This is a genomic window from Pseudomonas sp. PDM14 (assembly GCF_014851905.1).
GTDB lineage: Bacteria > Pseudomonadota > Gammaproteobacteria > Pseudomonadales > Pseudomonadaceae > Aquipseudomonas.
Genome location: NZ_JACVAQ010000001.1, coordinates 362,614 through 386,076, shown reverse-complemented (window position 1 = coordinate 386,076; position 23,463 = coordinate 362,614). Strand labels below are relative to the sequence as shown.

Genomic DNA, 23,463 nt, shown 5'->3' with positions numbered 1-23,463 from the left:
CATCAGCGCGGGTAGAGCGGTGGCAGCGGGCTGGGTTCCTGCTGGCTGCTCGGGGTTTCCAGCGGCGGCAGGCTGCGGATCGCGCGCCACAGGTCTTCGCCCTGCCAGCGCTGGCCGGTTTCGCTGTACAGCGCGCCGTTGAGGCCGTCGAGGGTTTCCGACAGGGGCGCGAAGCGCGCAGCCATGTCCGCCAGGGTTTCCGGCTGCTGGCGCGCCCAGGCATCGAGGGCCTGACGGGTGGCCTGGCTGTCGTTGGCCTGGCAGGCGCGTTTGAGGTCGTCGAGCAGGGTGCGCGGGCTGGGGCCGGTCTGCGCGGTCGGTAGAATCGCCGGCTGGCGGCGGGCGCGCCACCACAGGCCGAAGCCGAGCAGGGTGCTGCCGCTCAGCAGGGCGCAGGCCAGCTGCCAGGGCCACAGCAGCGGCATCTCGGCGTTGTTGCCCTGGGCCGCAGCGGGCGCCGGTGCTTCCACTTCCAGATCAGGGTTGCTCGCCACCTGCAGGGTGCGTGCTGGCAGGCTGCTGCGCTCCAGGCGATCGTCCACGGTGTTCCACCACACCACCTGCAGTTCCGGCAGGTTGATCTGTCCGCTCTGGCTCGGCACCAGCGCTTCACGTTCTTCGCGGCTGCCGATGACGCCACGCTCGTCGGTCTGGTTGCTCAGTTGCGGTTGGTCGGGGTAACGGCGCAGGCCATCGGCCTGGCTCGCCGGCAGCGGCGGCAGCTGCGCGCTGGACAGGCCTTCGGCGCGCAGCATGATGCTGCGGGTCAGCGAGTCGCCGACGCTGGCCTTGTTCGGCTCGGGGTTCCAGGCCTCGCTGAGGGTAATGGCGCGCGCGGGCAGCCAGGGGGCGTCAGCCGGGTAATCGGCCGGCTTGGGTTTCACCGTCAGCGGGATCTGCGGCGACTCGACGCGGCTCAACCGCCCCGGACGCGGACCGAACGGGTTGTAGTCATCCGCCGAGGAACGCTGCACCGGCGTGGCGCTGAAGGTCTGCGCGGGGATGGTCAACTCGCCGCTCTTCTGCGGGAAGATGGCGTAGCGCACTTCGATCACGCCGTGGCGCACGCCGTTGATGGTCTTCTCGTAGGTGCGCGGCTCGCCGAGCTGCTCGATACGCGCATCGGGCATCTGCAGCTGGGTCAGGCTGCTGTCGTCGAACAGTGACACCGAATGGTAGATGCGCAGGGTCAGCACGGTCTGCGCCTGCACGTAGACGCTTTCCTGATCAAGGCTGGCGTCGATGAAGATCGGCGCCAGCTTGCCGCTGGCATCGCTGTTGCTGGCCGGTAGCACCTGCAGGGTGATCGCCTCGCTGCGTGCATTGCCGAAGCTCAGCGGTGGCACCACGACAAAACCGGTGGTGAGCGGTTGCAGGGTGATGATCCAGCGGGTGGTGCGGCTGTTCTTGCCGTTGAAGGTCGAGACGTGGCTTTCCTGACGCGTGCTGAGCACGTCGAACAGCGGCTTGAGCGGCTCCAGATCGGGTTTGCCGAACACCGTGATCTCGTCGGTTTCGAGGATCAGGTCGACACTTTCACCTTCGCTCAGGCGCGCGCGGTCCACCGTCGCGGTCAGGCTGGTCGCGCCGGCATGCAGGGCGAAGAGGCAGAGGAAGAGGGCACAAAGCAGGCGGCTCATCGAGACTGTTCCTGACGCTGTTGCTGTTCATAGAGAAATTTGCGCCGCAGCAGCTCGCCGGGTTCGTCGGGAATCTGCCGCAGCCATTGTTCCAGCTCGTCGCGTCGCTCGCCACCGAGTGGCTCCTGCTGGGCGGTGCCGGCCTTGTCGCCTTTCTCGCCCTGGGCACCATTGACTTGGTCTTGGGTCTTGTCGTCACCCGGCTCGTCGCCCGGGGTCTGCTTCTGTTGCGCGTTGTCGCTGCCGGACTGCTGCGTGGCGTCCTCGGGGTTACCCGCTTGGCCGTTCTCGCCCTTGGCGTCCTGCTGCCCGGGTTGCGCCGGTTGGCCGCTGCCGGATTGCGGGTTTGCTGCATCGGACGGCTGCGGTTGCTCACCGTCACTCTGCTGCTGCGAGTCCTGGTCGCCGGATTGTTGCTGCTGTTGCTGCTTCTGCTGTTGCAGAGCCTGCTGCACCAGGGCGCGGTTGTGCTGGGCGGCCTGCAGGTCGGGCTGTTGCTCCAGGGCCTGGTCATAAGCGTCCAGCGCGGCTTCCAGCTCGTGGCTCTTGGCCAGGGCATTGCCGCGGTTGTAGTGGGCGCTGGCGCTATCACTCTGGGCGAAGCGCTCGGCCGCCGCCGGGTAGTCGCCGGCGCGGTACAGCGCTTCACCCTGCCACTGCGGGTCGAGGAAGCGCTGCGCGGCGTCCTTGGGCCGCTCGGCATCGAGCAGGCGCTGGCCCTGCTGGTCGGGGCGCAGCCACAGGTCGGCGAAGTCGAAGGCGTAGCTCGGCTGCGGCGTGGCCAGCAGCACCAGCGGCAGGCAGAACAGCCAGCCACGACGCCCGGCGCAGGCGGCGAGCAGCAACAGGGGCAGGAGGAACCAGTGGCCCTGGTCGGCCCAGGTGGTCAGCTGGGTCGGTTCACCGTCTTCGCGCAGGCTCTTGGGACCGTCGAGCAGGCCGAGATCGCGCAGGTCGCGGTCATCCAGGCGCACTTTGCCGTACTGCCCACCGAGTTCACCGGCGAAGCGACGCAAGCCGCTGCTATCCAGACGCGGCAGGAGGATCGCGCCCTGGTTGTCCTTGAGGAAGCTGCCGTCTTCGCGCTGGATCGGCGCGCCCTGGGCCGTGCCGATGCCGAGGATGCTCAGGCGCTGGCTGCGCTCACCGAGGGCCTGGCGGATGCCGGCGCGTTCCTCGCTGCTCAGTTCGCTGCCGATCAGCAGCAGGCGGCCATTGCCCTGCGCGCCCTGGTCGAGCAGGGCGAGGGCGCGCTGCACCGCGAGGTCGGCGCGTCGGCCCGGCTCGGGCATGATCGACGGCTTGATCACGTCCAGCAGGTTGCGCGCCGCAGAGAGGTCGTCGGACAGCGGCAGCAGGGTGTGGGCGCTGCCGGCATAGACGACGATGGCCGTCTGCGCATCGCTGCGCGCGCGCAGCAGGTCGATGATCTTGCGCTTGGCCTGTTCCAGGCGATTGGGCGCGGCGTCGCCGGCGAGCATCGCCGGGGTCAGTTCGAGCACCACCACCAGCGGGTCGGCGCGCTTCTGGCTGGCCAGCTCGACGCGCTGCCAGCTTGGCCCGAGCAGCGCCAGCAGGGCCAGTATCCAGGCCAGGCCAAGGGCCAGCCAGGGCAGGCGGTTGTCACGTTCGCGCCCGCCGCCGAGCAGCGCGGCGTGGAAGGCCGGCGGCAGCAGCAACTGCCAGCGCCCGCTGCGCCGTTCGCGGTGCCAGAGCAGCCAGAACAGCCACGCCAGCAGCGGCAGAACCAGCAGCCAGAAGGGGCGCAGCCAGTGTGGCCAGAACGAGCCGACGTCCATCAGGCGCGTCCTCCGAATTTGCTGCGCAGCGTCTGCAGGTGCTGCGGCCAGAGAATGTTGCCGACCAGGCCCAGGCTCAGCAGCAGGGCCAGGCCCAGCGGCCAGCAGTACAGGGCCAGCGCGGGGCGCGCGCGCGTCGGCAGTTGCGCGGCCGGCTCCAGGCGGTCGAGGGCTTCCTCGATGTCGCTCAGCTCTTCGGCATTGCGCGCACGGAAGTAGGTGCCGCCCGTCTGCTCGGCTATGTCGATCAGTGTCGCTTCGTCAAGGTCGACGCCGGGGTTGAGGCCGAGCATGCCCATGATCCCGCTCTGCCGCGGATCGGAGCCGATGCCGATGGTGTAGATCTTGACCTTCTCGTCGGCGGCCAGGCGTGCGGCCGTGCGCGGGTCGATCTGACCGCCGTTGTTGGCACCGTCGGTGATCAGCACCAGCACGCGCGCATCGGCTGGGCGCTGGCGCAGGCGCTTGACCGCCAGGCCGATGGCATCGCCGATGGCGGTCTGCGGGCCGGCGATATTGATCAGTGCCTCGTCGAGCCAGACGCGCACGGTGTGGCGGTCGAAGGTCAGCGGCGATTGCAGGTAGGCGCGACTGCCGAAGAGGATCAGGCCGATGCGATCACCGCGGCGGTCCTCGACGAAGTCGCCGAAAAGCTTCTTCACCAGTTCCAGGCGGGAGATTTCCTCGTCCTGCCATTGCATGTCGCTGTAGGCCATCGAGCCGGATACGTCCACGGCCAGCAGCAGGTCGCGGCCACTGGCCGGCAACGGCAACGGATCGCCGACCCATTCCGGGCGGGCGGCCGCAACCAGCAGCAGCAGCCAGAGCAGCACGAACGGCGCCTGCTGGCGCCAGGCCGGCAGGTTGGCGCGGGCGCGGCGACCGCTGAGGCCTTCGAGCTCGCTGAGGAAGCTGACTTTGAGCGCCGCCTCGCCACTGTCCGCCGGCGGCAACAGCACGCGCAGCAGCCAGGGCAGCGGGGCGAGGAGCAGCAACCAGGGCCAGGCGAACTCAAACATGCTTGCGAATCCAGGTGGCCACGGCTTGCTGCAAGCCGTCGATGGCCTTGTCGTCGAGGGTGCAGCCGGCGCGGTAACCGCCTTCGACAAGGATCATCCAGCGCGTCAGGCCGGCGGCCGGGCAGCGGCTGTCGAGAAACGCCAGCCAGCTACGGCCGCTAAGAATGTGGCTGTTGTCTTGTGGGTAGTGGGCGCGGGCCAGGCGCTTGAGCAGGGCGTTGAGCTGTTGCAGCCAGGGGCCGGCCGGCTGGCCGTCGTAGGGCCGGGGCAGGGCGGCGAGTTCGTCCAGCGCGGCCTGGCGCAGCGGGTCGAGCACCTGTTCGGCCTGTTCCGCCCGCTGTTTGCGTGGCAGGTAGCGGCGCAGGTACCACAGGCCCCAGAGCAGCAGCGGCGTCAGCACGATGAGCAGCCACCAGCCGGGTGCCGGTGGCCACCAGCTGATGGGCAGCGGGGCGATGGTCGGCTGCAGTTCGTCGAGCGGGTTCACAGGCGCTTACCTGCGCGTTGCTGGCTGCTGAGGTGGTCGCGCAGCTGAGTGACCAGCTCGCCCGCCGTGGACAGCGACAGCAGCGGCACGCCGAGCTTCTGCGTCAGGCGCTGCCAGCGGGCCTGGCGCTGTTCGCCGAGCTGGCGGTAGGCCTCGCGCAGGTCGGGGTTGTGGGTGTCGAGTTCCAGCTGCGCGCCGCGTTCGGCGAAGCGCAGCAGGCCGGCGGTCGGCAGGGCGTGGTCGAGCGGGTCGGAGACCGGCAGCAGGACCAGATCGGTGTGCCGGGCGAGCAGGGTCAGTTGCTGTTCGGCGGCGTCGCCGAGGGCGCGTTCGTCGCAGAGGATGATCACCAGGCTGCCGGGGCGCAGCACTTCGCGCGCGCGGCGCAGGGCCAGGCCGAAGGCGTCGCGTTCGGCGCTGGCATCGCCGTGCAGCGCCTGGTTGGCGCGGCTCAGACGGTTGAGCAGTTGCAGCAGGCTCTGCTTGCTGCGTCGCGGTTTGATCTCGTGGTGTTCGTGGTCGCCGAAGACCAGGCCGCCGATGCGGTCGTTGTGGCCCAGCGCGGCCCAGCCGAACAGCGCGGCGGCCTGGGCGGCGAGCACCGACTTGAATTGCAGCCCGGAGCCGAAGAACAGCCGCCGGCTCTGCTCGACCATGATGAACACCGGGCGCTCGCGTTCTTCATGGAACAGCTTGGTGTGCGGCTCTTGGGTGCGCGCGGTGACGCGCCAGTCGATGGTGCGCACGTCGTCGCCGGGCTGGTAGACGCGCACCTGGTCGAAGTCCACGCCGCGCCCGCGCAGCTTGGAGTGGTGCAGGCCGATCAGCGGGCTGCGCTTGGCTGGCGTGGAGAACAGCTGCACTTCGCGCACGCGATGGCGCATCTCGATCAGCTCGGCAAGGCTGACGCGAATACCGGGTTGCGTGGGCTGGGCGTGCATCGGTCAGCGCGCTCGGGGGGGGACGTGCATCAGGCCACCGCGACCACGTCGAGGATGCGCTGCAGCACGCGGTCCTGGTCGATGCCGGCGGCCTCGGCCTCGAACGACAGGATGATGCGGTGGCGCAGTACGTCGAACAGCACGGCCTGGATGTCTTCCGGGCTGACGAAGTCGCGTCCGGCCAGCCAGGCGTGGGCACGAGCGCAGCGGTCGAGGGAAATGGAGCCGCGCGGGCTGGCGCCGTAGGCGATCCACTCGGCCATCTCCGGGTCGAACTTGGCCGGGTTGCGCGTGGCCATCACCAGCTGCACCAGGTATTCCTCCACGGCGTCGGCCATGTACAGGCCGAGGATTTCCTTGCGTGCGGCGAAGATCGCCTGCTGGGTCACGCGGCGCTCGGGTTTGTCCTCACCGTTGAGGGCATCGCCACGCGCCTGGGCGAGGATCTTGCGTTCGACGCTGGCGTCGGGGAAGCCGATCTTCACGTGCATCAGGAAGCGGTCGAGCTGCGCTTCGGGCAGCGGGTAGGTGCCTTCCTGTTCGATCGGGTTCTGCGTGGCCATGACCAGGAACAGCGGCGACAGGTTGTAGGTGCTGCGGCCAATCGACACCTGGCGCTCGGCCATGGCTTCGAGCAGCGCCGACTGGACCTTGGCCGGGGCGCGGTTGATCTCGTCGGCCAGCACCAGGTTGTGAAAGATCGGCCCCTGTTGGAACACGAAGCTGCCGGTTTCCGGGCGGTAGATCTCGGTGCCGGTGATGTCCGCCGGAAGCAGGTCGGGGGTGAACTGGATGCGGTGGAATTCGCCTTCGATGCCTTCGGCCAGTTCCTTGATCGCCTTGGTCTTGGCCAGGCCGGGTGCGCCTTCGACGAGCAGGTGACCGTCCGCCAGCAGGGCGATCAGCAGGCGCTCGATGAGCTTCTCCTGACCGAGAATCTGGGTTGCGAGAAAGTTGCGCAGCGCGAGTAACGCCTCACGATGTTCCATCGAGGTTCTTCCTGGAAAGGGACTGACGGGCCGCCGAACACACCCGATCGGGGCGGCTACTGTAATGCATTGCCGCGACCTCGTGGGATAGCCCGGTGGCGCAATGGGTGGCAGTTCACCGTGTCAGGGGCTGCTGCACGCCTCGCCACGCACAGCAGGATCTGCGCCAGCCGGCGCGCTGTGCCCGGGCATCGGGCTGAGGCAGCGCAAGGCGCTGTTGCTGTTGTGCACGCCGCGCATGCGCCGCGCGCCGCCGAGGCGTACCGCCAGGTAGTAGACGAAGGCGACCGGGGCGGCCATGCCGGCCTCGCGCAGCATGCGCTGGAACAGGCGATCGGCCTCGGCTTTGCGCACCGGCGCGACATTCAGGTACTGGTACAGGGCGTCGTGCACCAGGCTGGCATGGTGGGCCAGTGGCCACAGCACCGGCTTGTGCTGCAGCCGGCCCTGCTCGACGACGTGCAGGGTGGTGCGGGTGTCCCACCAGTCCGGCGTGCCGAACAGGGCCAGCCAGAAGAACGAGATCTTCGGCGTGCAGCCATCCCAGGCGTAGGTGCGCGGCTGATCAAAGGCGTAGCGCACTTCGCCGCGGGCCAGGTCGACAGCGGACTGGCCGGGGTTGATCAACAGCAGGCCGTCGTGGATCACCAGCCATTCCCCATAGAAGTAGCGCCCGGCGAACAGCGGGTCGTGCTGCACCAGTGGGTAGTCGATGTAGTTGAGCCAGGGGCCGGCGCGATCACGGCTGGCGAAGCCCCACTTGGCGATGCTCGCCTGCTGCGCCAGGCGCGCGTTGTGCACACGCGCACGGCGACCGATCAGCAGCGGCAGCATCACGCCCAGGTAGACCAGCAGACCGATACCCAGCAAGGGCGCTAGCCACTGCGGGCGCAGCAGCCAGGCCAGGCCGAGCAGGGCGCTGCCCACGAGCGTGACGAACAGGGTGCTGTAGTTGAAGACCACGGAACGTTTGATGGGAAGCGCGCGCATGCGTCACCGGTCCGACTGCTGGATGGCGCACGGTAGCAGGTGCGCTGCCGTGGCGGCAGGCCTGCATGGCGATGAACGAATATGTCGCAGGGCTGCAAGCGTGGTGTCACGCGCTGTCGCTAAGCTGGGCGTGACCAATTGGTCGTCGCGTGCACTGCCTGGTTTCGGGGATGTCCTAGACTGTCCTGACTCAGGGCCGCGGTGCAGGGTTCCACGTGCGGAACCGCGCGGCGTCTCCACGAATAACAAGTCCAGCGGAGCATCACCATGGCGTTTTTCACGGCGGCCAGCAAAGCCGACTTTCAGCATCAACTGCAAGCGGTTCTGGCGCAGCACGTCGGTGAACAGGCGTTGCCACAAGTGGCCCTGTTCGCCGAGCAATTCTTCGGCATCGTTTCCCTCGACGAGCTGACCCAGCGTCGGCTTTCCGACCTCGCCGGCTGCACGCTGTCGTCCTGGCGGCTGCTCGAGCGTTTCGACCATGGCGCACCGGTGGTGCGGGTCTACAACCCCGACTACGAGAAGCACGGCTGGCAGTCCACCCACACCGTGGTGGAAGTGCTGCACCACGACATCCCGTTCCTGGTCGACTCCGTGCGCATGGAGCTGAACCGCCGCGGCCACAGCATCCACACCCTGCAAAACAGCGTGATCAGCGTGCGTCGCAACAAGCAGGGTGCGTTGCAGGAAGTGCTGCCCAAGGGCAGCAGCGGCAAGGACGTGCTGCAGGAATCGCTGATGTTCCTGGAGATCGACCGCTGCGCCAGCAGCACCGACATGAAGAGCCTGGAGAAGGCCTTGCAGGAGGTGCTGCAGGAGGTACGCCTGACCGTCGCCGACTTCCAGCCGATGCGCGCCAAGGCGCAGGAACTGCTGACCTGGCTGGGCAAGGCCAAGCTCAAGGTCGATGACGCCGAACTGGCGGAGATCAAGGTGTTCCTCGAGTGGCTGCTGGACAGCCACTTCACCTTCCTCGGCTATGAAGAATTCACCGTCCATGAAGAAGCCGACGGCGGCTACATCACGTACGACGAGCAGTCGCTGCTGGGCCTGTCCAAGCACCTGCGCAGCGGCCTGAGCAAGGACGAGCTGCACATCGAGTCCTACGCGGTGAACTACCTGCGCGAGCCGATGCTGCTGTCGTTCGCCAAAGCCGCGTTGCCAAGCCGCGTGCACCGCCCGGCCTACCCGGACTTCGTCTCCATCCGCGAGCTGGACGCCAAGGGCAAGGTGGTCAAGGAATGCCGCTTCCTCGGCATCTACACCTCCACGGTGTACAGCCAGAGCGTGCGCGAGATTCCCTTCATCCGGCGCAAGATCGCCGAGGTGGAGAAACGTTCCGGCTTCGCTGCCCAGGGCCACCTGGGCAAGGAGCTGGTCAAGGTGCTCGAGGTGCTGCCGCGCGACGACCTGTTCCAGACCCCGGTCGACGAGCTGTTCAACACCGCGCTGGCCATCGTGCAGATCCAGGAGCGCAACAAGGTTCGCCTGTTCCTGCGCTTCGACCCCTACGGACGCTTCGTCTACGCCCTGGCCTACGTGCCGCGCGACGTGTACTCCACCGAAAGCCGCCTGCGCATCCAGCAGGTGCTGGTCGACCGCCTGCAGGCCAGCGACTGCGAGTTCTGGACCTACTTCTCCGAGTCGGTGCTGGCGCGGGTGCAGTTCATCCTCAAGATCGACCCGAAGACCAAGCTCAACATCGACCCGCAGCAGCTCGAACGCGAAGTCATCCAGGCCTGCCGTTCGTGGAAGGACGACTACGCCGGGCTGGTGGTCGAGAGCTTCGGCGAAGCCAAGGGCACGCGCGTGCTCAGCGACTTCCCCAACAGCTTCCCGGCCGGTTACCGCGAGCGCTTCGCCCCGCACTCGGCGGTGATCGACATGCAGCACCTGCGCAGCCTCTCCGAGGAGCGGCCGCTGGTGATGAGCTTCTACCAGCCGCTGGTGCAGGGTGATCAGGAGCTGCACTGCAAGCTGTACCACGCCGACACGCCGCTGCCGCTGTCCGACGTGTTGCCGATTCTGGAGAACCTCGGCCTGCGCGTGCTTGGTGAGTTTCCCTACCGCATGCGCCGCGCCGATGGCCGCGAGTTCTGGATTCACGACTTCGCCTTCACCAGCGCCATGGGCGCCGATGCTGACATCCAGCAGCTCAATGAAACGCTGCAGGACGCCTTCGTGCAGATCGTCGAGGGCGCGGCCGAGAACGACGCTTTCAACCGCCTGGTGCTGACCGCCTCGATGCCGTGGCGCGACGTGGCCCTGCTGCGGGCCTACGCGCGTTACCTCAAGCAGATCCGCCTGGGCTTCGACCTGTCCTACATTGCCAGCACGCTGCTCAACCACGCGGACATCGCCAAGGAGTTGGTGCGCCTGTTCAAGACGCGCTTCTACCTGGCGCGCAAGCTCACCGCCGAAGACCTGGAAGACAAGCAGCAGAAGCTCGAACAGGCGATTCTCAGCGCCCTGGACAACGTCGCGGTGCTCAACGAGGACCGCATCCTGCGGCGCTACCTGGACCTGATCAAGGCCACCCTGCGCACCAACTTCTACCAGCCCGGCGCCGATGGCCAGGCCAAGTCGTACTTCAGCTTCAAGCTCAACCCGCGGGCGATCCCGGAGATCCCGCGGCCGGTGCCGAAGTTCGAGATTTTCGTCTACTGCCCGCGCGTCGAGGGCGTGCACCTGCGTTTCGGCGACGTGGCCCGTGGCGGCCTGCGCTGGTCCGACCGCGAGGAGGACTTCCGCACCGAGGTGCTCGGCCTGGTCAAGGCGCAGCAGGTGAAGAACGCGGTGATCGTGCCGATGGGCGCCAAGGGCGGCTTCATTCCGCGGCGCCTGCCGGTCGGCGGTTCGCGTGACGATATCCAGGCCGAGGCCATCGCCTGCTACCGCATCTTCATCAGCGGCCTGCTCGATGTCACCGACAACCTCAAGGAAGGCCAGGTCGTGCCACCGGCCAACGTGGTACGCCACGATGCCGACGATCCCTATCTGGTGGTGGCGGCGGACAAGGGCACCGCGACCTTCTCCGACATCGCCAACGGCATTGCCAATGAATACGGCTTCTGGCTCGGCGACGCGTTCGCCTCCGGTGGCTCGGCCGGTTACGACCACAAGGGCATGGGTATCACCGCCAAGGGCGGTTGGGTCTCGGTGCAGCGCCATTTCCGCGAGCGCGGCATCGACGTGCAGAAGGACAACGTCACCGTGCTCGGTATCGGCGACATGGCCGGCGACGTGTTCGGCAACGGCCTGCTGCTGTCGGACAAGCTGCAGCTGGTTGCGGCCTTCAACCACCTGCACATCTTCATCGACCCCAACCCGGATGCGGCGAAGAGCTTCGTCGAGCGCCAGCGTCTGTTCGACCTGCCGCGTTCCAGCTGGGCCGACTACGACGCCTCGCTGATTTCCGCGGGCGGCGGCATCTTCCTGCGCAGCGCCAAGAGCATCGCCATCAGCGCGGAAATGAAGGCGCGCTTCGACATCAGCGCCGACAAGCTGGCGCCCACCGAGCTGCTCAATGCGCTGCTCAAGGCGCCGGTCGACCTGATCTGGAACGGCGGCATCGGCACTTACGTCAAATCGAGCCGCGAGAGCCATGCCGACGTCGGCGACAAGGCCAACGACGCGCTGCGCGTGGACGGCCGTGAGCTGCGCGCCAAGGTGCTGGGCGAGGGCGGCAACCTGGGCATGACCCAGCTCGGCCGCGTCGAGTTCGGCCTCAACGGCGGGGCGAGCAACACCGACTTCATCGACAACGCCGGTGGCGTGGACTGCTCGGACCATGAGGTCAACATCAAGATCCTGCTCAATGAGATCGTCGCCGCCGGCGACATGACCGGCAAGCAGCGCAACAAGCTGCTGGCCGAGATGACCGATGCGGTGGGCAGCCTGGTGCTGGGCAACAACTACAAGCAGACCCAGGCGCTGTCGCTGGCCGAGCGCCGCGCCCGTGAACGCATTGCCGAGTACAAGCGCCTGATGGCGGCACTCGAGGCGGCCGGCAAGCTCGACCGCGCGCTGGAGTTCCTGCCCACCGATGACGAACTCAACGAGCGCGCCGCCAACGGCCGCGGCCTGACCCGCCCGGAACTCTCGGTGCTGATCTCCTACAGCAAGATCGACCTCAAGGAAGCCCTGCTCAAATCGCTGGTGCCGGACGACGAGTACCTCGCCCGCGAGATGGACACGGCGTTCCCCGCGCAGCTGAGCAAGAAGTTCGGCGAGGCCATGCGTCGTCATCGCCTGAAGCGCGAGATCGTCAGCACGCAGATCGCCAACGACCTGGTCAACCACATGGGCATCACCTTCGTGCAGCGCCTGAAGGAGTCCACCGGCATGAGTGCGGCGAACGTTGCCGGCGCCTACGTCATCGTGCGCGATGTGTTCCGTTTGCCGCACTGGTGGAAGCAGATCGAGGCGCTGGACTACACAGTGCCGGCCGACCTGCAGCTGCAGCTGATGGACGAGCTGATGCGCCTTGGTCGGCGTGCCACGCGCTGGTTCCTGCGCAGCCGTCGCAGCGAGCTGGACGCGGCCCGCGATGTCGGCCACTTCGGCCCGCGCGTGGCCGAACTGGCCGGGCGCCTGGACGAACTGCTCGAAGGTCCGGCGCGCGAGCAGTGGCTGGCGCGCTACCAGAGCTTCGTCGAAGCCGGCGCACCGGAAGAACTGGCCCGCGTGGTCGCCGGCACCAGCCACCTGTACACGCTGCTGCCGATCATCGAAGCCGCCGACGTCACCGGCAAGGCCGCCTCGGAAGTGGCCACCGCCTACTTCGCCGTAGGCGGCGCGCTGGAGCTGACCTGGTACCTACAGCAGATCACCAGCCTGCCGGTGGAGAACAACTGGCAGGCGCTGGCCCGCGAAGCCTTCCGTGACGACCTCGACGGGCAGCAGCGCGCCATCACCGTGTCGGTGCTGCAGATGGTCGATGGCCCGGCGGATATCGAGGAGCGGGTGGCCTTCTGGCTGGAGCAGCACCGCACCCTGGTGCAGCGCTGGCTGGCCATGCTCGCCGAATTGCGTGCCGCTACCGGCACTGATTATGCGATGTACGCGGTGGCCAACCGTGAACTGATGGACCTGGCGCAGAGCAACCCGCAGGGCGTTCCCGAGCTCTGATCAGGTCGCGAGCCCGCCGCCGGCCACGGTCGATGACGGGCACTGCGCTGTGATCGTTCGCCGTTTCCAGGCGAGCCCGTGTTCCGGCACGGGCTTTGCCTTGGCAAGCGAACAGCGGAGAGCAGGCATGACCGATATTCTGATTCTGACGCACATCGACTACTGTCCCCCCGGCCACCTGGGCCGGGTGCTGGATGCCCAAAACCTGCCATTCACCGTATTGCGCAGCGACCTCGGCGAACTGGAGGGTTACGACCTCGACCGGCCGCTGGCCGTGGCGGTCATGGGCGGGCCGATGAGCGTCAACGACGACCTGCCCTGGATCGGCGCGGAGATCGCCGCGTTGCAGCACTTCATCCGCCGCGACATCCCCCTCATCGGCCATTGCCTGGGCGGGCAGATGATCGCCCGCGCCCTGGGCGCTGCCGTGCACCGCATGCCCTATACCGAGACCGGCTGGCAGCCCTTGATCCGCCGCGACCGTGGCAACCCGAGCCCGTGGTTGAGCCATGTGCCGAACGAGTTCCCGGTGTTCCAGTGGCACAGCGACACCTTCGACCTGCCACGCGATGCCGAGTGGCTGCTGTCCAGCCCTTGGTGCCCGAACCAGGGGTTCGCCTGGGGTGACAAGGTCCTCGCCCTGCAGGGCCACCCGGAAATGAGCGAGGAACTGGTGCAGGGCTGGTTGCGCGACTGGTCGCACCTGCTCGACGAGACCCAGGCCAGCCAGCAGAGCCCGCGCGCCATGCTCACCGACCTGTCGAGCCGCGTCGCCGCGCTCAACCGGGTGGCGGAGGGGTTCTACGAGCGTTGGCTGCAACTGGCCTTCGGCGAGCCCGAGCACCGCGAGCCGGTGGCACACGTCGGCTAAGCCCCGGGCGGCAGCAGATATTCCTCGAACCCTTGCCGGGTTCCTCTAGTCTGAACAGGTTACAGGCGGCGCCACCCATTGGGGCGTGACCTGTTTTGGGGCTGCGTTCTGCGCCCCGATCTGGTGCGTATGTTAAGGATTGAATAACCAAGCCATTGAAATGCATGAAGTAATTTCTATGGCACGGGCCTTGCGATAGCTCTGCTGTCCGGGGTGACAAGGAGTACGGCATGGCCCGCACCTTTTTTGACGAGATGTACGACGCGAGCGGCATAGTCCGCCCGCACTACCGGGAATTCGCCCGTTGGTTGGCCGATACGCCGGAGGAGCTGCTCGCTCAACGCCGCCGTGAAGCCGACCTGTTGTTCCACCGCGCCGGGATCACCTTCACCCTCTACGGGGATGAGCAGGGCACCGAGCGGCTGATTCCCTTCGATACCATTCCGCGGAGCATTCCTGCCAGCGAATGGCGCATCGTCGAGGCCGGCTGCATCCAGCGGGTCAAGGCGCTGAACATGTTTCTCGCCGACCTCTATCACGATCAGCGCATCATCCGCGCCGGGATCATTCCGGCCGAGCAGGTGCTGGCCAACGAGGGCTATCAGCTGGCGATGCAGGGCCTGGACCTGCACCGCGACATCTACGCGCACATCGCCGGGGTCGACCTGGTACGCGATGGCGACGGCACCTACTACGTGCTCGAAGACAACCTGCGCACGCCCAGCGGCGTGAGCTACATGCTCGAAGACCGCAAGATGATGATGCGGTTGTTCCCCGAGCTGTTCGCCCTGCAGCGCATCGCGCCCATCGACCACTACCCGAACCTGCTGCTCGACACACTGAAAAGCTCCAGCCCGCTGGACAACCCCAGCGTCGTGGTGCTGACGCCGGGCCGCTTCAACAGTGCCTACTTCGAGCACGCCTTCCTCGCCCGCGAGATGGGCGTGGAGCTGGTGGAGGGCGCGGACCTGTTCGTGCGCGACGACCGCGTGTACATGCGCACCACTGCCGGCCCGCAGCCGGTGGACGTGATCTACCGCCGCCTGGACGACGCCTTCCTCGACCCGCTAGCGTTCAACCCGGACTCCATGCTCGGCGTGCCCGGCCTGCTGGCCGCGTACCGCTCCGGCAACGTGGTGCTGGCCAACGCGGTGGGCACCGGGGTGGCGGACGACAAGTCGATCTACCCCTATGTCACCGACATGATCCGTTTTTATCTCGACGAAGAGCCGATCCTGAAGAACGTGCCGACCTGGCAGTGCCGCAAGCCCGAGGACCTGTCCCACGTGCTGGCCAACCTGCCCGAGCTGGTGGTCAAGGAAACCCAGGGCTCCGGCGGCTACGGCATGCTGGTCGGCCCGGCAGCGACCAAGGCCGAGATCGAGGCCTTCCGCGCGCGCCTCAAGGCCAAGCCCGAGGCGTACATCGCCCAGCCGACGCTGTGCCTGTCGACCTGCCCGACCTTCGTCGAAAGCGGCATCGCGCCACGCCACATCGACCTGCGCCCGTTCGTCCTGTCCGGTCGAGAAACCCGCCTGGTGCCGGGCGGCCTGACGCGCGTGGCACTGCGCGAAGGCTCGCTGGTGGTCAACTCGTCGCAAGGCGGCGGGACCAAGGACACCTGGATCGTCGAGGATTAAGGAACGCGCATCATGTTGAGTAGAACTGCCTCCGACCTGTACTGGATGTCGCGCTATCTGGAACGTGCCGAAAACCTCGCACGGATGCTCGACGTCAGCTATTCGCTGTCGCTGATGCCGCAGGACGGCCGCGGCGATGGCATCGACGAACTGGCCATGCCGCTGCTGATCACCGGCACCATGGAAGAGTACCTGGAGCGCCACGGGCAGATGCATGCCGAGCGCATGCTGCACTTCTTCGCCCTCGATGCGGACAACCCGGCCAGCATCTACTGCTGCCTGCAGGCCGCGCGCACCAACGCCCATGCGGTGCGTGGGCGCATTACCGCGGACATGTGGGAGAACATCAACGCCACCTGGCTGGAGATGCGCGGCATCGCCGCCCAAGGGCTGGGGCGCTACGGCATCAGCCGCTTCTGCGAGTGGGTCAAGGAGCGTTCGCACCTGTTCCGCGGGGCCACCTTCGGCACCATCATGCGCGGCGAAGCCTATCGCTTCATCCGCCTGGGCACCTTCATCGAGCGTGCCGACAACACCCTGCGCCTGCTCGATGCGCGCTACGAGATGCTCGGCGAGGAAGCCGAGGCGGTCAGCGACACCTCCGCCCGCGGCTACTACCAGTGGAGCGCGCTGCTGCGTGCGTTGTCCTCGTTCGAGGCCTTCACCGAGATCTACCGCGGCTCGCCGCGCACCCGCAAGATTTCCGAAATGCTCCTGCTGCGTGCCGATGTGCCGCGTTCGCTGCGCGCCTGCATGGAGGAGCTCAACCTGATGCTCTCCGGCCTGCCCGGGGAGAACGGGCGCCCTGCGCAGCGCATGGCCGCCGAGCTGGATGCGCGCCTGCGCTATACCAGCATCGACGAAGTGCTCGACGAGGGCCTGCACGTCTGGCTCACCGATTTCATCCTGCTCGTTCGCCAGTTGGGCAGTTCCATCCACACGTCCTACCTGGAGGTCGTATGAGACTTTCGATTCGTCACGACACCACCTACAACTACGACGATCAGGTGCGCGCGAGCATCCAGTACCTGCGCCTCACGCCGCAGGAAAGCGTGCGTCAGCACGTGCTCAACTGGCAGCTCGACCTGCCGCGCCCGGTGCGCGCGCAGCGCGACCCATTCGGCAATATCCTGCATGTGCTGACCCTGGATGAGCCCCACGAGGCGCTGGTGATCGGCGCGCGCGGGCTGGTCGAGATCGACGAGATCAGCGAGTTCGAGCCGGACAAGCGCTCGGCCTATCCCTACCTGCGCTTCACCCGGCTGACCCAGGCCGACGACGCGCTGCAGGCGTTCGCCCGCGAGCATTGCGGCAATCGCCGTGACCGCAGCTGCCTGATCGAATTGATGCACGCGCTGCACGGCCACATCGTCTACGCGCCCGGGGCGACCAAGGTCGACAGCACGGCGGCAGAGGCCTTCACCGGTCGCGCCGGCGTCTGCCAGGACCACACCCATGCCTTCCTCGCCTGTGCGCGCAGCCTCGGTGTGCCGGCGCGCTACGTGTCGGGCTACCTGTACAGCGAAGATGACCGGCACCTGGCCAGCCATGCCTGGGCCGAAGCCTGGCTGGACGATGGCTGGTACAGCTTCGACGTGACCAACGAGCTGGCACGCCCCGAGCGTCACCTGAAGCTGGCGGTCGGTCTCGACTACCTCGATGCCTGCCCGGTGCGTGGCATGCGCCGTGGCGGTGGTGGCGAGCAGATGCATGCGCGGGTCAAGGTGTCGCCCCTGCTGCAGGTGCAACAGCAGTAAGGCTGCGGGGCTGTGTTGCCGGCATGAACGAATCGGCAACACAGCCTATCCAAAGCACCGGCGGGTCTGATTTCGGGCTACAGGCTGCACTCGCCGCACATCCATGACCGACAGGTGAAGCATGACCTACTGCGTAGCCCTCAACCTGGCCGAGGGCCTGGTGTTCGTTTCCGATACCCGCACCAACGCCGGCATCGACCACATCGCCATCTTCAGCAAACTGCACGTATTCGGTATTCCCGGCGAGCGCCTGATCGTGCTGCAGACCGCCGGCAACCTGGCCACCTCGCAATCGGTGATCGGCCTACTGCGGCATCGCTTTGGTGGCAACGGTGTCAACCTGCACAACGTCTCGACCCTGTTCGACGCTGCCGCGCTGGTCGGTGCGACCTTGCGCGAAGTGCTCGACCGCGACAGCACCCCGCACACCCAGGACATCGACCTCAGTTGCTCGTTCCTGATCGGCGGGCAGATCCGTGGCGAGCCGCCGCAGCTGTACAACCTTTATCCGCAGGGCAACTTCATCGTCTCCACCGACGACACGCCGTTCTTCCAGATCGGCGAGAGCAAGTACGGCAAGCCGATCCTCGATCGCGCCCTGAGCCGTGAGACGCCACTGTCACAGGCGCTGCGCTGTGCGCTGATCTCCTTCGACTCGACCATCCGCAGCAACGTCTCGGTGGGCATGCCGCTGGACCTGATGGTGTACAAGGCCGACAGCCTGGAGATTCCCCAGGGCTTCCGCGTGCAGGAAGGCGACCCGTACTTCGAAGAAATCCGCCAGCAGTGGGGCGGTGGCCTGCGCCAGCTGCTCGGCGAATTGCCGGCGCCGCCTGAGGATTACTGGGACTAGCTTTCGTTGCCCTAGTGTCGGTAGACGCTGAGGGTGTGGTAACCCTCCCGTGACGCTCCGCGTCACAGACCTGCCGGCCCGCGCAGACCAGCGGGTGGACGCAGGAGCGTCAACGGCTGCGTTTCCGCGCGGAGCGTGGGAACGATCAAACGATCAGTCATCGATGGTCCCCGCGCTCCGCGTGGGGACCCTTCCTGCGATGCTCCGCGTCGCAGATCCGCCAGCCCGTACAAGTCAGCGAACGAACACGGGAGCGTCAACCGCTGTATCCCCTCGCGGAGCGGGGGAACGATCAGTCATGGTCTTGCTGCGTTGGCGTTCTCACGCGCCTTGCGCGTCGCCATATGGCGCAGGTAGGCGAGCAGCTGCTCCAGCGCCTGGTCACTCAGCACTTCACGCGAGAAGGCGGGCATGCGCCCCTGTGGCCAGTGCCGCAGGCTCTGCGGGTCGCGGATGTACTGGCGCAGAAAATCGCCGGCTAGGTATTCGGTGGGATTGTGCGGCAGGTTGAGGTCCGGGCCGAACTGCGAGTCGCCGGCGCCATTCAGGCGGTGGCAGGCCAGGCAGTTTTTCTGGAACTGGGCGAAACCGGCCTGTACCTCCGCACTTGCCGCTGCGGCCGGCAACAGCGCCGGAAAGCGCTTGGCCAGCGGCGCCAGGCGCCTGATCCGCTCGATCTGAAATGGCCACTGCTCGGGGCCGATCTGCGCCGCCTGCGGATTTTCCCACACGAGGTAGAACGGCCCGGCACCGGGCTTGCTGCCCAGTTTCGGCCAGGGCCGCGCCGGATCTTCCACCGCCAGCCAGGCGCGTGCGCCGTGGCGTGACAGCAGGGGCGCCGCCGGCAGTTCGGCAGCGAAACCATCCAGCGCCACCGCCTGCAGGTGATCGCCCGCTTCGATGCCTTGCAGCAGCGCCGCCAGCGGTACGGCGCGGTAGTCCATGCCGCGCTTGTAGGCGACGTCGGCGTCGATGTGGATGTCCTGCGCCTGTGGGTGGGCGAGCAACTCGGCGCTGCTCCAGGTGCGCGTACCACCTGGCAGCTCGAGCACCAGGTCGGCGGCGCACAGCGACGCAATGGGGCACAGGACGAAGGCGAGGGCGGTGAGCAGGCGGCGCATGGTCAGCGGCTTCCAGGGAAGGGCGAGCGGCAACCTAGCACAAAAGAAGCGGCGTTCGGAGCGTGGGGTTGGCACTGCGCCAACCGCCCGAAGGCGGCACGCAGCGGCGAGTGGCGGGGCTCAACGAAACAGCGGAAAGACGTTGGGCAGGATCAGGATGACGGTGGTGGCCAGCACGATCAGGCTGGCCTGGCGGTATTTCGTTTGTTTGAACATGACGGCGTTGCCTTTTGTTCTTGTTGGCGGCTGGCCGTGCGTGCGCTGACTGCCTGGCACGAAGCGGTCGCGCACCTGCGCGGACAAAAAAGCCGCCCCGGCAAAACCCGGCGGCGGCACCTTGCATGTATCACTCTAGGGGCCGCGTGGCGCCTGGCTTAGACGACTTGGTTTCTAGCACGCCAGAGACCCGTGCCTGTGGTTATTGCGGTTATCATCGAATGCGCGCCCAGCCCCTGAGCCAGACAGCTCGCGGCCTCGGGCGCAGGGTGGAGGCGGTGGATGACCGCCTGTCTGAGCCGAACGGTCAATGGCCCTGAGCGCATCGGTCATTGAGTCCACCACCCGGACGACTATGGTTATGCCACCCGGCCTCCAGTGCCGCTGCCAGTTACCGAGGACGTCATGACCGAAGCATTCATTTTCGACGCTGTGCGCACCCCGCGCGGCAAGGGCAAGAAGGACGGCGCGCTGCACAGCGTCAAGCCCGTCAGCCTGTTGGCCGGCCTGCTGCGCGCACTGCAACAGCGCAATGGCCTGGATACCCGTCAGGTCGACGACGTCGTGCTCGGCTGCGTGACGCCGGTAGGCGACCAGGGCGCGGACATCGCCAAGACCGCGGTGATGGCTGCCGACTGGGACGTCAGCGTATCGGGCGTACAGGTCAACCGCTTCTGTGCCTCGGGCCTGGAGGCGGTCAACCTGGGCGCGATGAAGGTGCGCTCCGGCTACGAGGACCTGGTGGTGGTCGGCGGCGTGGAGTCCATGTCACGCGTACCGATGGGCTCCGACGGCGGTGCCTGGGTGATGGACCCGGAAACCAACATGCACACCCACTTCACCCCGCAGGGCATCGGCGCCGACCTGATCGCCACCCTCGAAGGCTTCAGCCGCAGCGACGTCGACAGCTACGCCCTGCGTTCACAGCAGAAGGCCGCCCGCGCCAGCGCCGACGGTTCGTTCGCCAAATCGCTGATCCCGGTCACCGATCAGAACGGCATCGTCATCCTCGACCACGACGAGTTCGTCCGTGGCGACTCGACCCTCGACGGCCTGGGCAAGCTCAAGCCGAGCTTCGAGATGATGGGCCAGATGGGCTTCGACTCCACCGCTCTGCGCGTCTATAGCCATGTCGAGCGCATCGAGCACGTGCACACGCCGGGCAACAGCTCAGGGATAGTCGATGGCGCCGCGCTGATGCTGATCGGCAGCGAAGCCAAGGGCAAGGAACTGGGCTTGAAGCCGCGTGCGCGCATCATCGCCACGGCCGTAACCAGTACCGACCCGACCATCATGCTCACCGGCCCGGCGCCGGCCACGCGCAAGGCCCTGGCCAAGGCCGGCCTGAGCGTGGAAGACATCGACCTGTTCGAGGTCAACGAGGCGTTTGCCTCGGTGGTGATGAAGTTCATGGCGGACATGGGCGTGAGCGAGGACAAGGTCAACGTCAACGGCGGTTCCATCGCCATGGGCCATCCGCTGGGCGCTACCGGTTGCGCGATCCTCGGCACCCTGCTCGACGAGCTGGAGAAGCGCGATCTGCGCTACGGCCTGGCCACCCTCTGTGTCGGCGGCGGCATGGGCATCGCGACCATCATCGAACGAATCTGATGAGCGTCCAGCCGCTGCTGCGCTCGGCCTGGCGTTGTTGGAATCCGGCTCAGAATGCTCATTTGCTCCAGCAAACTGCGCTTCTTCGCCAAATTCCGCCTAGCCAGACCTTCGCTCGCGACGCGGCTGAATCGCTCCTCGAAGCTGAGGAATGAAAAATGACTGACGCCATCCGTTACGAAAAGGGCCAGGACAATATCGTCGTTCTGACCATCGACATGCCCGGCCAGAGCGCCAATACCATGAACGGGGTCTACCGCGAGGCCATGGGCCAGATCGTCGCGCGCCTGGAGGCCGAGAAGGACTCCATCGCCGGTGTGATCGTCACTTCGGCGAAGAAGACCTTCTTCGCTGGCGGCGATCTCAACGAGCTGGTCAAGGTCAGCAAGGCCGACGCCAAACCGTTCTACGACATGATCCTCAACATCAAGGGCCAGCTGCGCCGCCTGGAGACCCTGGGCAAGCCGGTGGTGGCTGCGATCAACGGCGCCGCGCTGGGCGGCGGCTGGGAAATCTGCCTGGCCTGCCACCACCGCATCGCCCTGGACAGCTCCAGCGTGCAGCTGGGCCTTCCGGAAGTGACCCTCGGCCTGCTGCCGGGCGGTGGTGGGGTAGTGCGCATGGTGCGCATCCTCGGTCTGGAGAAAGCGCTGCCGTACCTGGCCGAAGGCAAGAAGGTGCGCCCGGACGCCGCGCTCAAGGCCGGCCTGATCCACGATATCGCCGCCACTCCGGAGGAGATGCTGAGCAAGGCCCGCGCCTGGATCGTTGCCAACCCGGCTGCCGTGCAGCCCTGGGATGTGAAGGGTTACAAGATTCCCGATGGCACCCCGAGCACCCCGGCCGTGGCGCAGATGCTGGCCATCGCCCCGAGCGTGCTGCGTGACAAGACCAAGGGCTGCTTCCCGGCGCCGGAGAAGATCATGTGCGCCGCCGTCGAGGGCGCTCAGGTCGACTTCGACACCGCGCAGATCATCGAGGCACGCTACTTCACCGAGCTGGTCACCGGCCAGGTGGCGAAGAACATGATCGGCACCTTCTGGTTCCAGCTCAACGAGATCAACGCCGGCAGCTCGCGGCCCAAGGGCTTCGCGCCGTACGTGACGAAGAAGGTCGGTGTGCTCGGCGCCGGCATGATGGGCGCGGGCATCGCCTATGTGTCGGCGGCGGCCGGCATCGAAGTGGTGCTGAAAGATGTGTCCATCGAGGCGGCGGAGAAGGGCAAGGCCTACTCCGCTGCGCTGCTCGACAAGAAGGTCAGCCGTGGGCAGATGAGCGCCGAGAAGCGCGAGGCCTTTCTTGCCCTGATCAAGCCGACTGTCAGCGATGCCGACTTCGCCGGTTGCGACCTGATCATCGAGGCGGTGTTCGAGGACCGTGGCCTCAAGGCCAAGGTTACCGCAGCAGCCGAAAGCGCCGCGCTGAGTGACGCGGTGATCGCCTCCAACACCTCGACCCTGCCGATCACCGGCCTGGCCACTGCGGTGCAGAAGCAGGACAAATTCATCGGCCTGCACTTCTTCAGCCCGGTCGACAAGATGCCGCTGGTGGAAATCATCCGTGGCGCCAAGACCAGCGACGAGACCCTGGCCCGTGGCTTCGACTATGTGCTGCAGATCAAGAAAACGCCGATCGTGGTCGAGGACAGCCGCGGCTTCTTCACCTCGCGGGTGTTCGGCACTTTCACCAACGAAGGCATCGCCATGCTCGGCGAGGGCGTGAGCGCGGCGATGATCGAGACCGAGGCGCGCAAGGCCGGCATGCCGGTCGGCCCGCTGGCGATCAGCGACGAGGTGTCGATGAGCCTGATGGAGCACATCCGCCAGCAGACCGTTGCCGACCTGGCCGCCGAGGGTAAGTCGATTGCACAGCACCCGGCATTCGCGGTGATCGACCTGATGCTCAAGGAGTACAAGCGTCCGGGCAAGGCCGCCGGTGGCGGCTTCTACGATTACCCCGCAGGCGGCAAGAAACACCTGTGGCCGCAGCTCAAGGCGCGCTTCGAGAAGGCCGATGCGCAGATCGCCCAGGTCGACGTGCGTGATCGCATCCTGTTCATCCAGGCCATCGAGACCGTGCGCTGCGTGGAGGAGGGCGTGCTCAAGTCGGTGGCCGACGCCAACGTCGGCTCGATCTTCGGCATCGGTTTCGCCGCCTGGACCGGCGGGGCGCTGCAGTTCATCAACCAGTACGGCGTGCAGGATTTCGTTGCCCGCGCGCGCTACCTCGCCGAGCAGTATGGCGAGCGCTTCGAGCCGCCAGCGCTGCTGCTGGAGAAGGCCGCGAAGGGCGAGCAGTTCTGAGTGACAACGCGGTGAGTGAATGAAGAACCGGCCCCAGGGCCGGTTTTTTTATGCGCGCAATCGTCAGCACGTCACGCGGCTTGGCGCCGGGCCATT

Annotated in this window: 16 protein-coding genes; 8 read left to right on the top strand and 8 right to left on the bottom strand. The window is 66.8% G+C overall.

All coding sequences use genetic code 11. The features are described from left to right. Nucleotides 1–2: 2 nt before the first annotated feature. From IB229_RS01660 to IB229_RS01630, 7 genes are all read right to left on the bottom strand, one after another. Nucleotides 3–1,640, bottom strand: a complete 1,638-nt coding sequence (locus tag IB229_RS01660; RefSeq protein ID WP_192324327.1) for a BatD family protein — start codon at nt 1,638–1,640, stop codon at nt 3–5. Beyond that, a complete protein-coding gene (locus tag IB229_RS01655) occupies nt 1,637–3,439 on the bottom strand; it encodes a VWA domain-containing protein (protein WP_192324325.1) in 1,803 nt (600 codons plus the stop codon). Before IB229_RS01655 ends, IB229_RS01660 begins: the two co-directional genes overlap by 4 nt. Continuing rightward, nucleotides 3,439–4,458 (bottom strand): vWA domain-containing protein, encoded by a 1,020-nt coding sequence (locus tag IB229_RS01650; protein ID WP_192324323.1) that lies wholly within the window; start codon nt 4,456–4,458, stop codon nt 3,439–3,441. Before IB229_RS01650 ends, IB229_RS01655 begins: the two co-directional genes overlap by 1 nt. Beyond that, nucleotides 4,451–4,945 (bottom strand): DUF4381 domain-containing protein, encoded by a 495-nt coding sequence (locus IB229_RS01645; RefSeq protein WP_192324321.1) that lies wholly within the window; start codon nt 4,943–4,945, stop codon nt 4,451–4,453. The genes IB229_RS01650 and IB229_RS01645 overlap by 8 nt, the downstream gene beginning before the upstream one ends. Next, nucleotides 4,942–5,886, bottom strand: a complete 945-nt coding sequence (locus tag IB229_RS01640) for a DUF58 domain-containing protein (RefSeq protein ID WP_192324319.1) — start codon at nt 5,884–5,886, stop codon at nt 4,942–4,944. Before IB229_RS01640 ends, IB229_RS01645 begins: the two co-directional genes overlap by 4 nt. 29 nt (nt 5,887–5,915) lie before the next feature. Continuing rightward, nucleotides 5,916–6,875: an AAA family ATPase gene (locus IB229_RS01635; RefSeq protein WP_192324317.1), complete on the bottom strand. Its 960-nt coding sequence runs from the start codon at nt 6,873–6,875 to the stop codon at nt 5,916–5,918. A gap of 123 nt (nt 6,876–6,998) precedes the next feature. Continuing rightward, complete coding sequence (locus IB229_RS01630) at nt 6,999–7,865, bottom strand: DUF1353 domain-containing protein (protein ID WP_192324315.1); 867 nt, start codon at nt 7,863–7,865, stop codon at nt 6,999–7,001. Between the two features lie 267 nt (nt 7,866–8,132). Between IB229_RS01630 and IB229_RS01625 the strand changes: the two genes are divergently transcribed. The 6 genes from IB229_RS01625 (at nt 8,133) to IB229_RS01600 (ending at nt 18,116) form a co-directional block, all read left to right on the top strand. Continuing rightward, nucleotides 8,133–12,995 carry an NAD-glutamate dehydrogenase gene (locus IB229_RS01625; protein WP_192324313.1) on the top strand — a complete coding sequence of 1,621 codons (4,863 nt, stop codon included), beginning with the start codon at nt 8,133–8,135 and terminating at the stop codon, nt 12,993–12,995. Between the two features lie 127 nt (nt 12,996–13,122). Next, nucleotides 13,123–13,866 carry a type 1 glutamine amidotransferase gene (locus IB229_RS01620; RefSeq protein WP_192324311.1) on the top strand — a complete coding sequence of 248 codons (744 nt, stop codon included), beginning with the start codon at nt 13,123–13,125 and terminating at the stop codon, nt 13,864–13,866. Between the two features lie 230 nt (nt 13,867–14,096). After that, complete coding sequence (locus IB229_RS01615; protein ID WP_192324309.1) at nt 14,097–15,506, top strand: circularly permuted type 2 ATP-grasp protein; 1,410 nt, start codon at nt 14,097–14,099, stop codon at nt 15,504–15,506. A 12-nt stretch (nt 15,507–15,518) separates the two neighbouring features. Continuing rightward, nucleotides 15,519–16,469 carry an alpha-E domain-containing protein gene (locus IB229_RS01610; RefSeq protein ID WP_192324307.1) on the top strand — a complete coding sequence of 317 codons (951 nt, stop codon included), beginning with the start codon at nt 15,519–15,521 and terminating at the stop codon, nt 16,467–16,469. Beyond that, entirely contained in the window at nt 16,466–17,263 is a 798-nt protein-coding gene (locus tag IB229_RS01605; RefSeq protein ID WP_192324305.1) for a transglutaminase family protein, read from the top strand. The genes IB229_RS01610 and IB229_RS01605 overlap by 4 nt, the downstream gene beginning before the upstream one ends. Before the next feature lie 121 nt (nt 17,264–17,384). Next, nucleotides 17,385–18,116: a proteasome-type protease gene (locus IB229_RS01600; protein WP_192324303.1), complete on the top strand. Its 732-nt coding sequence runs from the start codon at nt 17,385–17,387 to the stop codon at nt 18,114–18,116. Nucleotides 18,117–18,412: 296 nt separating this feature from the next. On the opposite strand, the gene IB229_RS01595 is transcribed toward IB229_RS01600, so the two are convergent. Then, nucleotides 18,413–19,237, bottom strand: coding sequence for a c-type cytochrome (locus IB229_RS01595; protein ID WP_192324301.1), 825 nt, complete (start codon nt 19,235–19,237; stop codon nt 18,413–18,415). A gap of 621 nt (nt 19,238–19,858) precedes the next feature. On the opposite strand from IB229_RS01595, the gene IB229_RS01590 reads away from it, so the two are divergent. Then, on the top strand, nt 19,859–21,064 hold the full coding sequence (locus tag IB229_RS01590) for an acetyl-CoA C-acetyltransferase (protein ID WP_192324298.1): 1,206 nt from the start codon (nt 19,859–19,861) through the stop codon (nt 21,062–21,064). Nucleotides 21,065–21,222: 158 nt separating this feature from the next. Further along, the gene (locus IB229_RS01585; RefSeq protein ID WP_192324296.1) at nt 21,223–23,367 is read left to right on the top strand and encodes a 3-hydroxyacyl-CoA dehydrogenase NAD-binding domain-containing protein; all 2,145 of its coding nucleotides are present in this window, start codon (nt 21,223–21,225) and stop codon (nt 23,365–23,367) included. The last annotated feature ends 96 nt before the right edge of the window (nt 23,368–23,463 follow it).

Excerpts from the sequence above, each read along its gene's own strand:
- IB229_RS01625 (WP_192324313.1), top strand. The coding sequence starts at position 8,133 with ATGGCGTTTTTCACGGCGGCCAGCAAAGCCGACTTTCAGCATCAACTG.
- IB229_RS01650 (WP_192324323.1), bottom strand. The coding sequence starts at position 4,458 with ATGTTTGAGTTCGCCTGGCCCTGGTTGCTGCTCCTCGCCCCGCTGCCC.
- IB229_RS01630 (WP_192324315.1), bottom strand. The coding sequence starts at position 7,865 with ATGCGCGCGCTTCCCATCAAACGTTCCGTGGTCTTCAACTACAGCACC.
- IB229_RS01595 (WP_192324301.1), bottom strand. The coding sequence starts at position 19,237 with ATGCGCCGCCTGCTCACCGCCCTCGCCTTCGTCCTGTGCCCCATTGCG.
- IB229_RS01660 (WP_192324327.1), bottom strand. The coding sequence starts at position 1,640 with ATGAGCCGCCTGCTTTGTGCCCTCTTCCTCTGCCTCTTCGCCCTGCAT.
- IB229_RS01655 (WP_192324325.1), bottom strand. The coding sequence starts at position 3,439 with ATGGACGTCGGCTCGTTCTGGCCACACTGGCTGCGCCCCTTCTGGCTG.
- IB229_RS01600 (WP_192324303.1), top strand. The coding sequence starts at position 17,385 with ATGACCTACTGCGTAGCCCTCAACCTGGCCGAGGGCCTGGTGTTCGTT.
- IB229_RS01605 (WP_192324305.1), top strand. The coding sequence starts at position 16,466 with ATGAGACTTTCGATTCGTCACGACACCACCTACAACTACGACGATCAG.
- IB229_RS01640 (WP_192324319.1), bottom strand. The coding sequence starts at position 5,886 with ATGCACGCCCAGCCCACGCAACCCGGTATTCGCGTCAGCCTTGCCGAG.
- IB229_RS01610 (WP_192324307.1), top strand. The coding sequence starts at position 15,519 with ATGTTGAGTAGAACTGCCTCCGACCTGTACTGGATGTCGCGCTATCTG.
- IB229_RS01635 (WP_192324317.1), bottom strand. The coding sequence starts at position 6,875 with ATGGAACATCGTGAGGCGTTACTCGCGCTGCGCAACTTTCTCGCAACC.
- IB229_RS01620 (WP_192324311.1), top strand. The coding sequence starts at position 13,123 with ATGACCGATATTCTGATTCTGACGCACATCGACTACTGTCCCCCCGGC.
- IB229_RS01585 (WP_192324296.1), top strand. The coding sequence starts at position 21,223 with ATGACTGACGCCATCCGTTACGAAAAGGGCCAGGACAATATCGTCGTT.
- IB229_RS01615 (WP_192324309.1), top strand. The coding sequence starts at position 14,097 with ATGGCCCGCACCTTTTTTGACGAGATGTACGACGCGAGCGGCATAGTC.
- IB229_RS01590 (WP_192324298.1), top strand. The coding sequence starts at position 19,859 with ATGACCGAAGCATTCATTTTCGACGCTGTGCGCACCCCGCGCGGCAAG.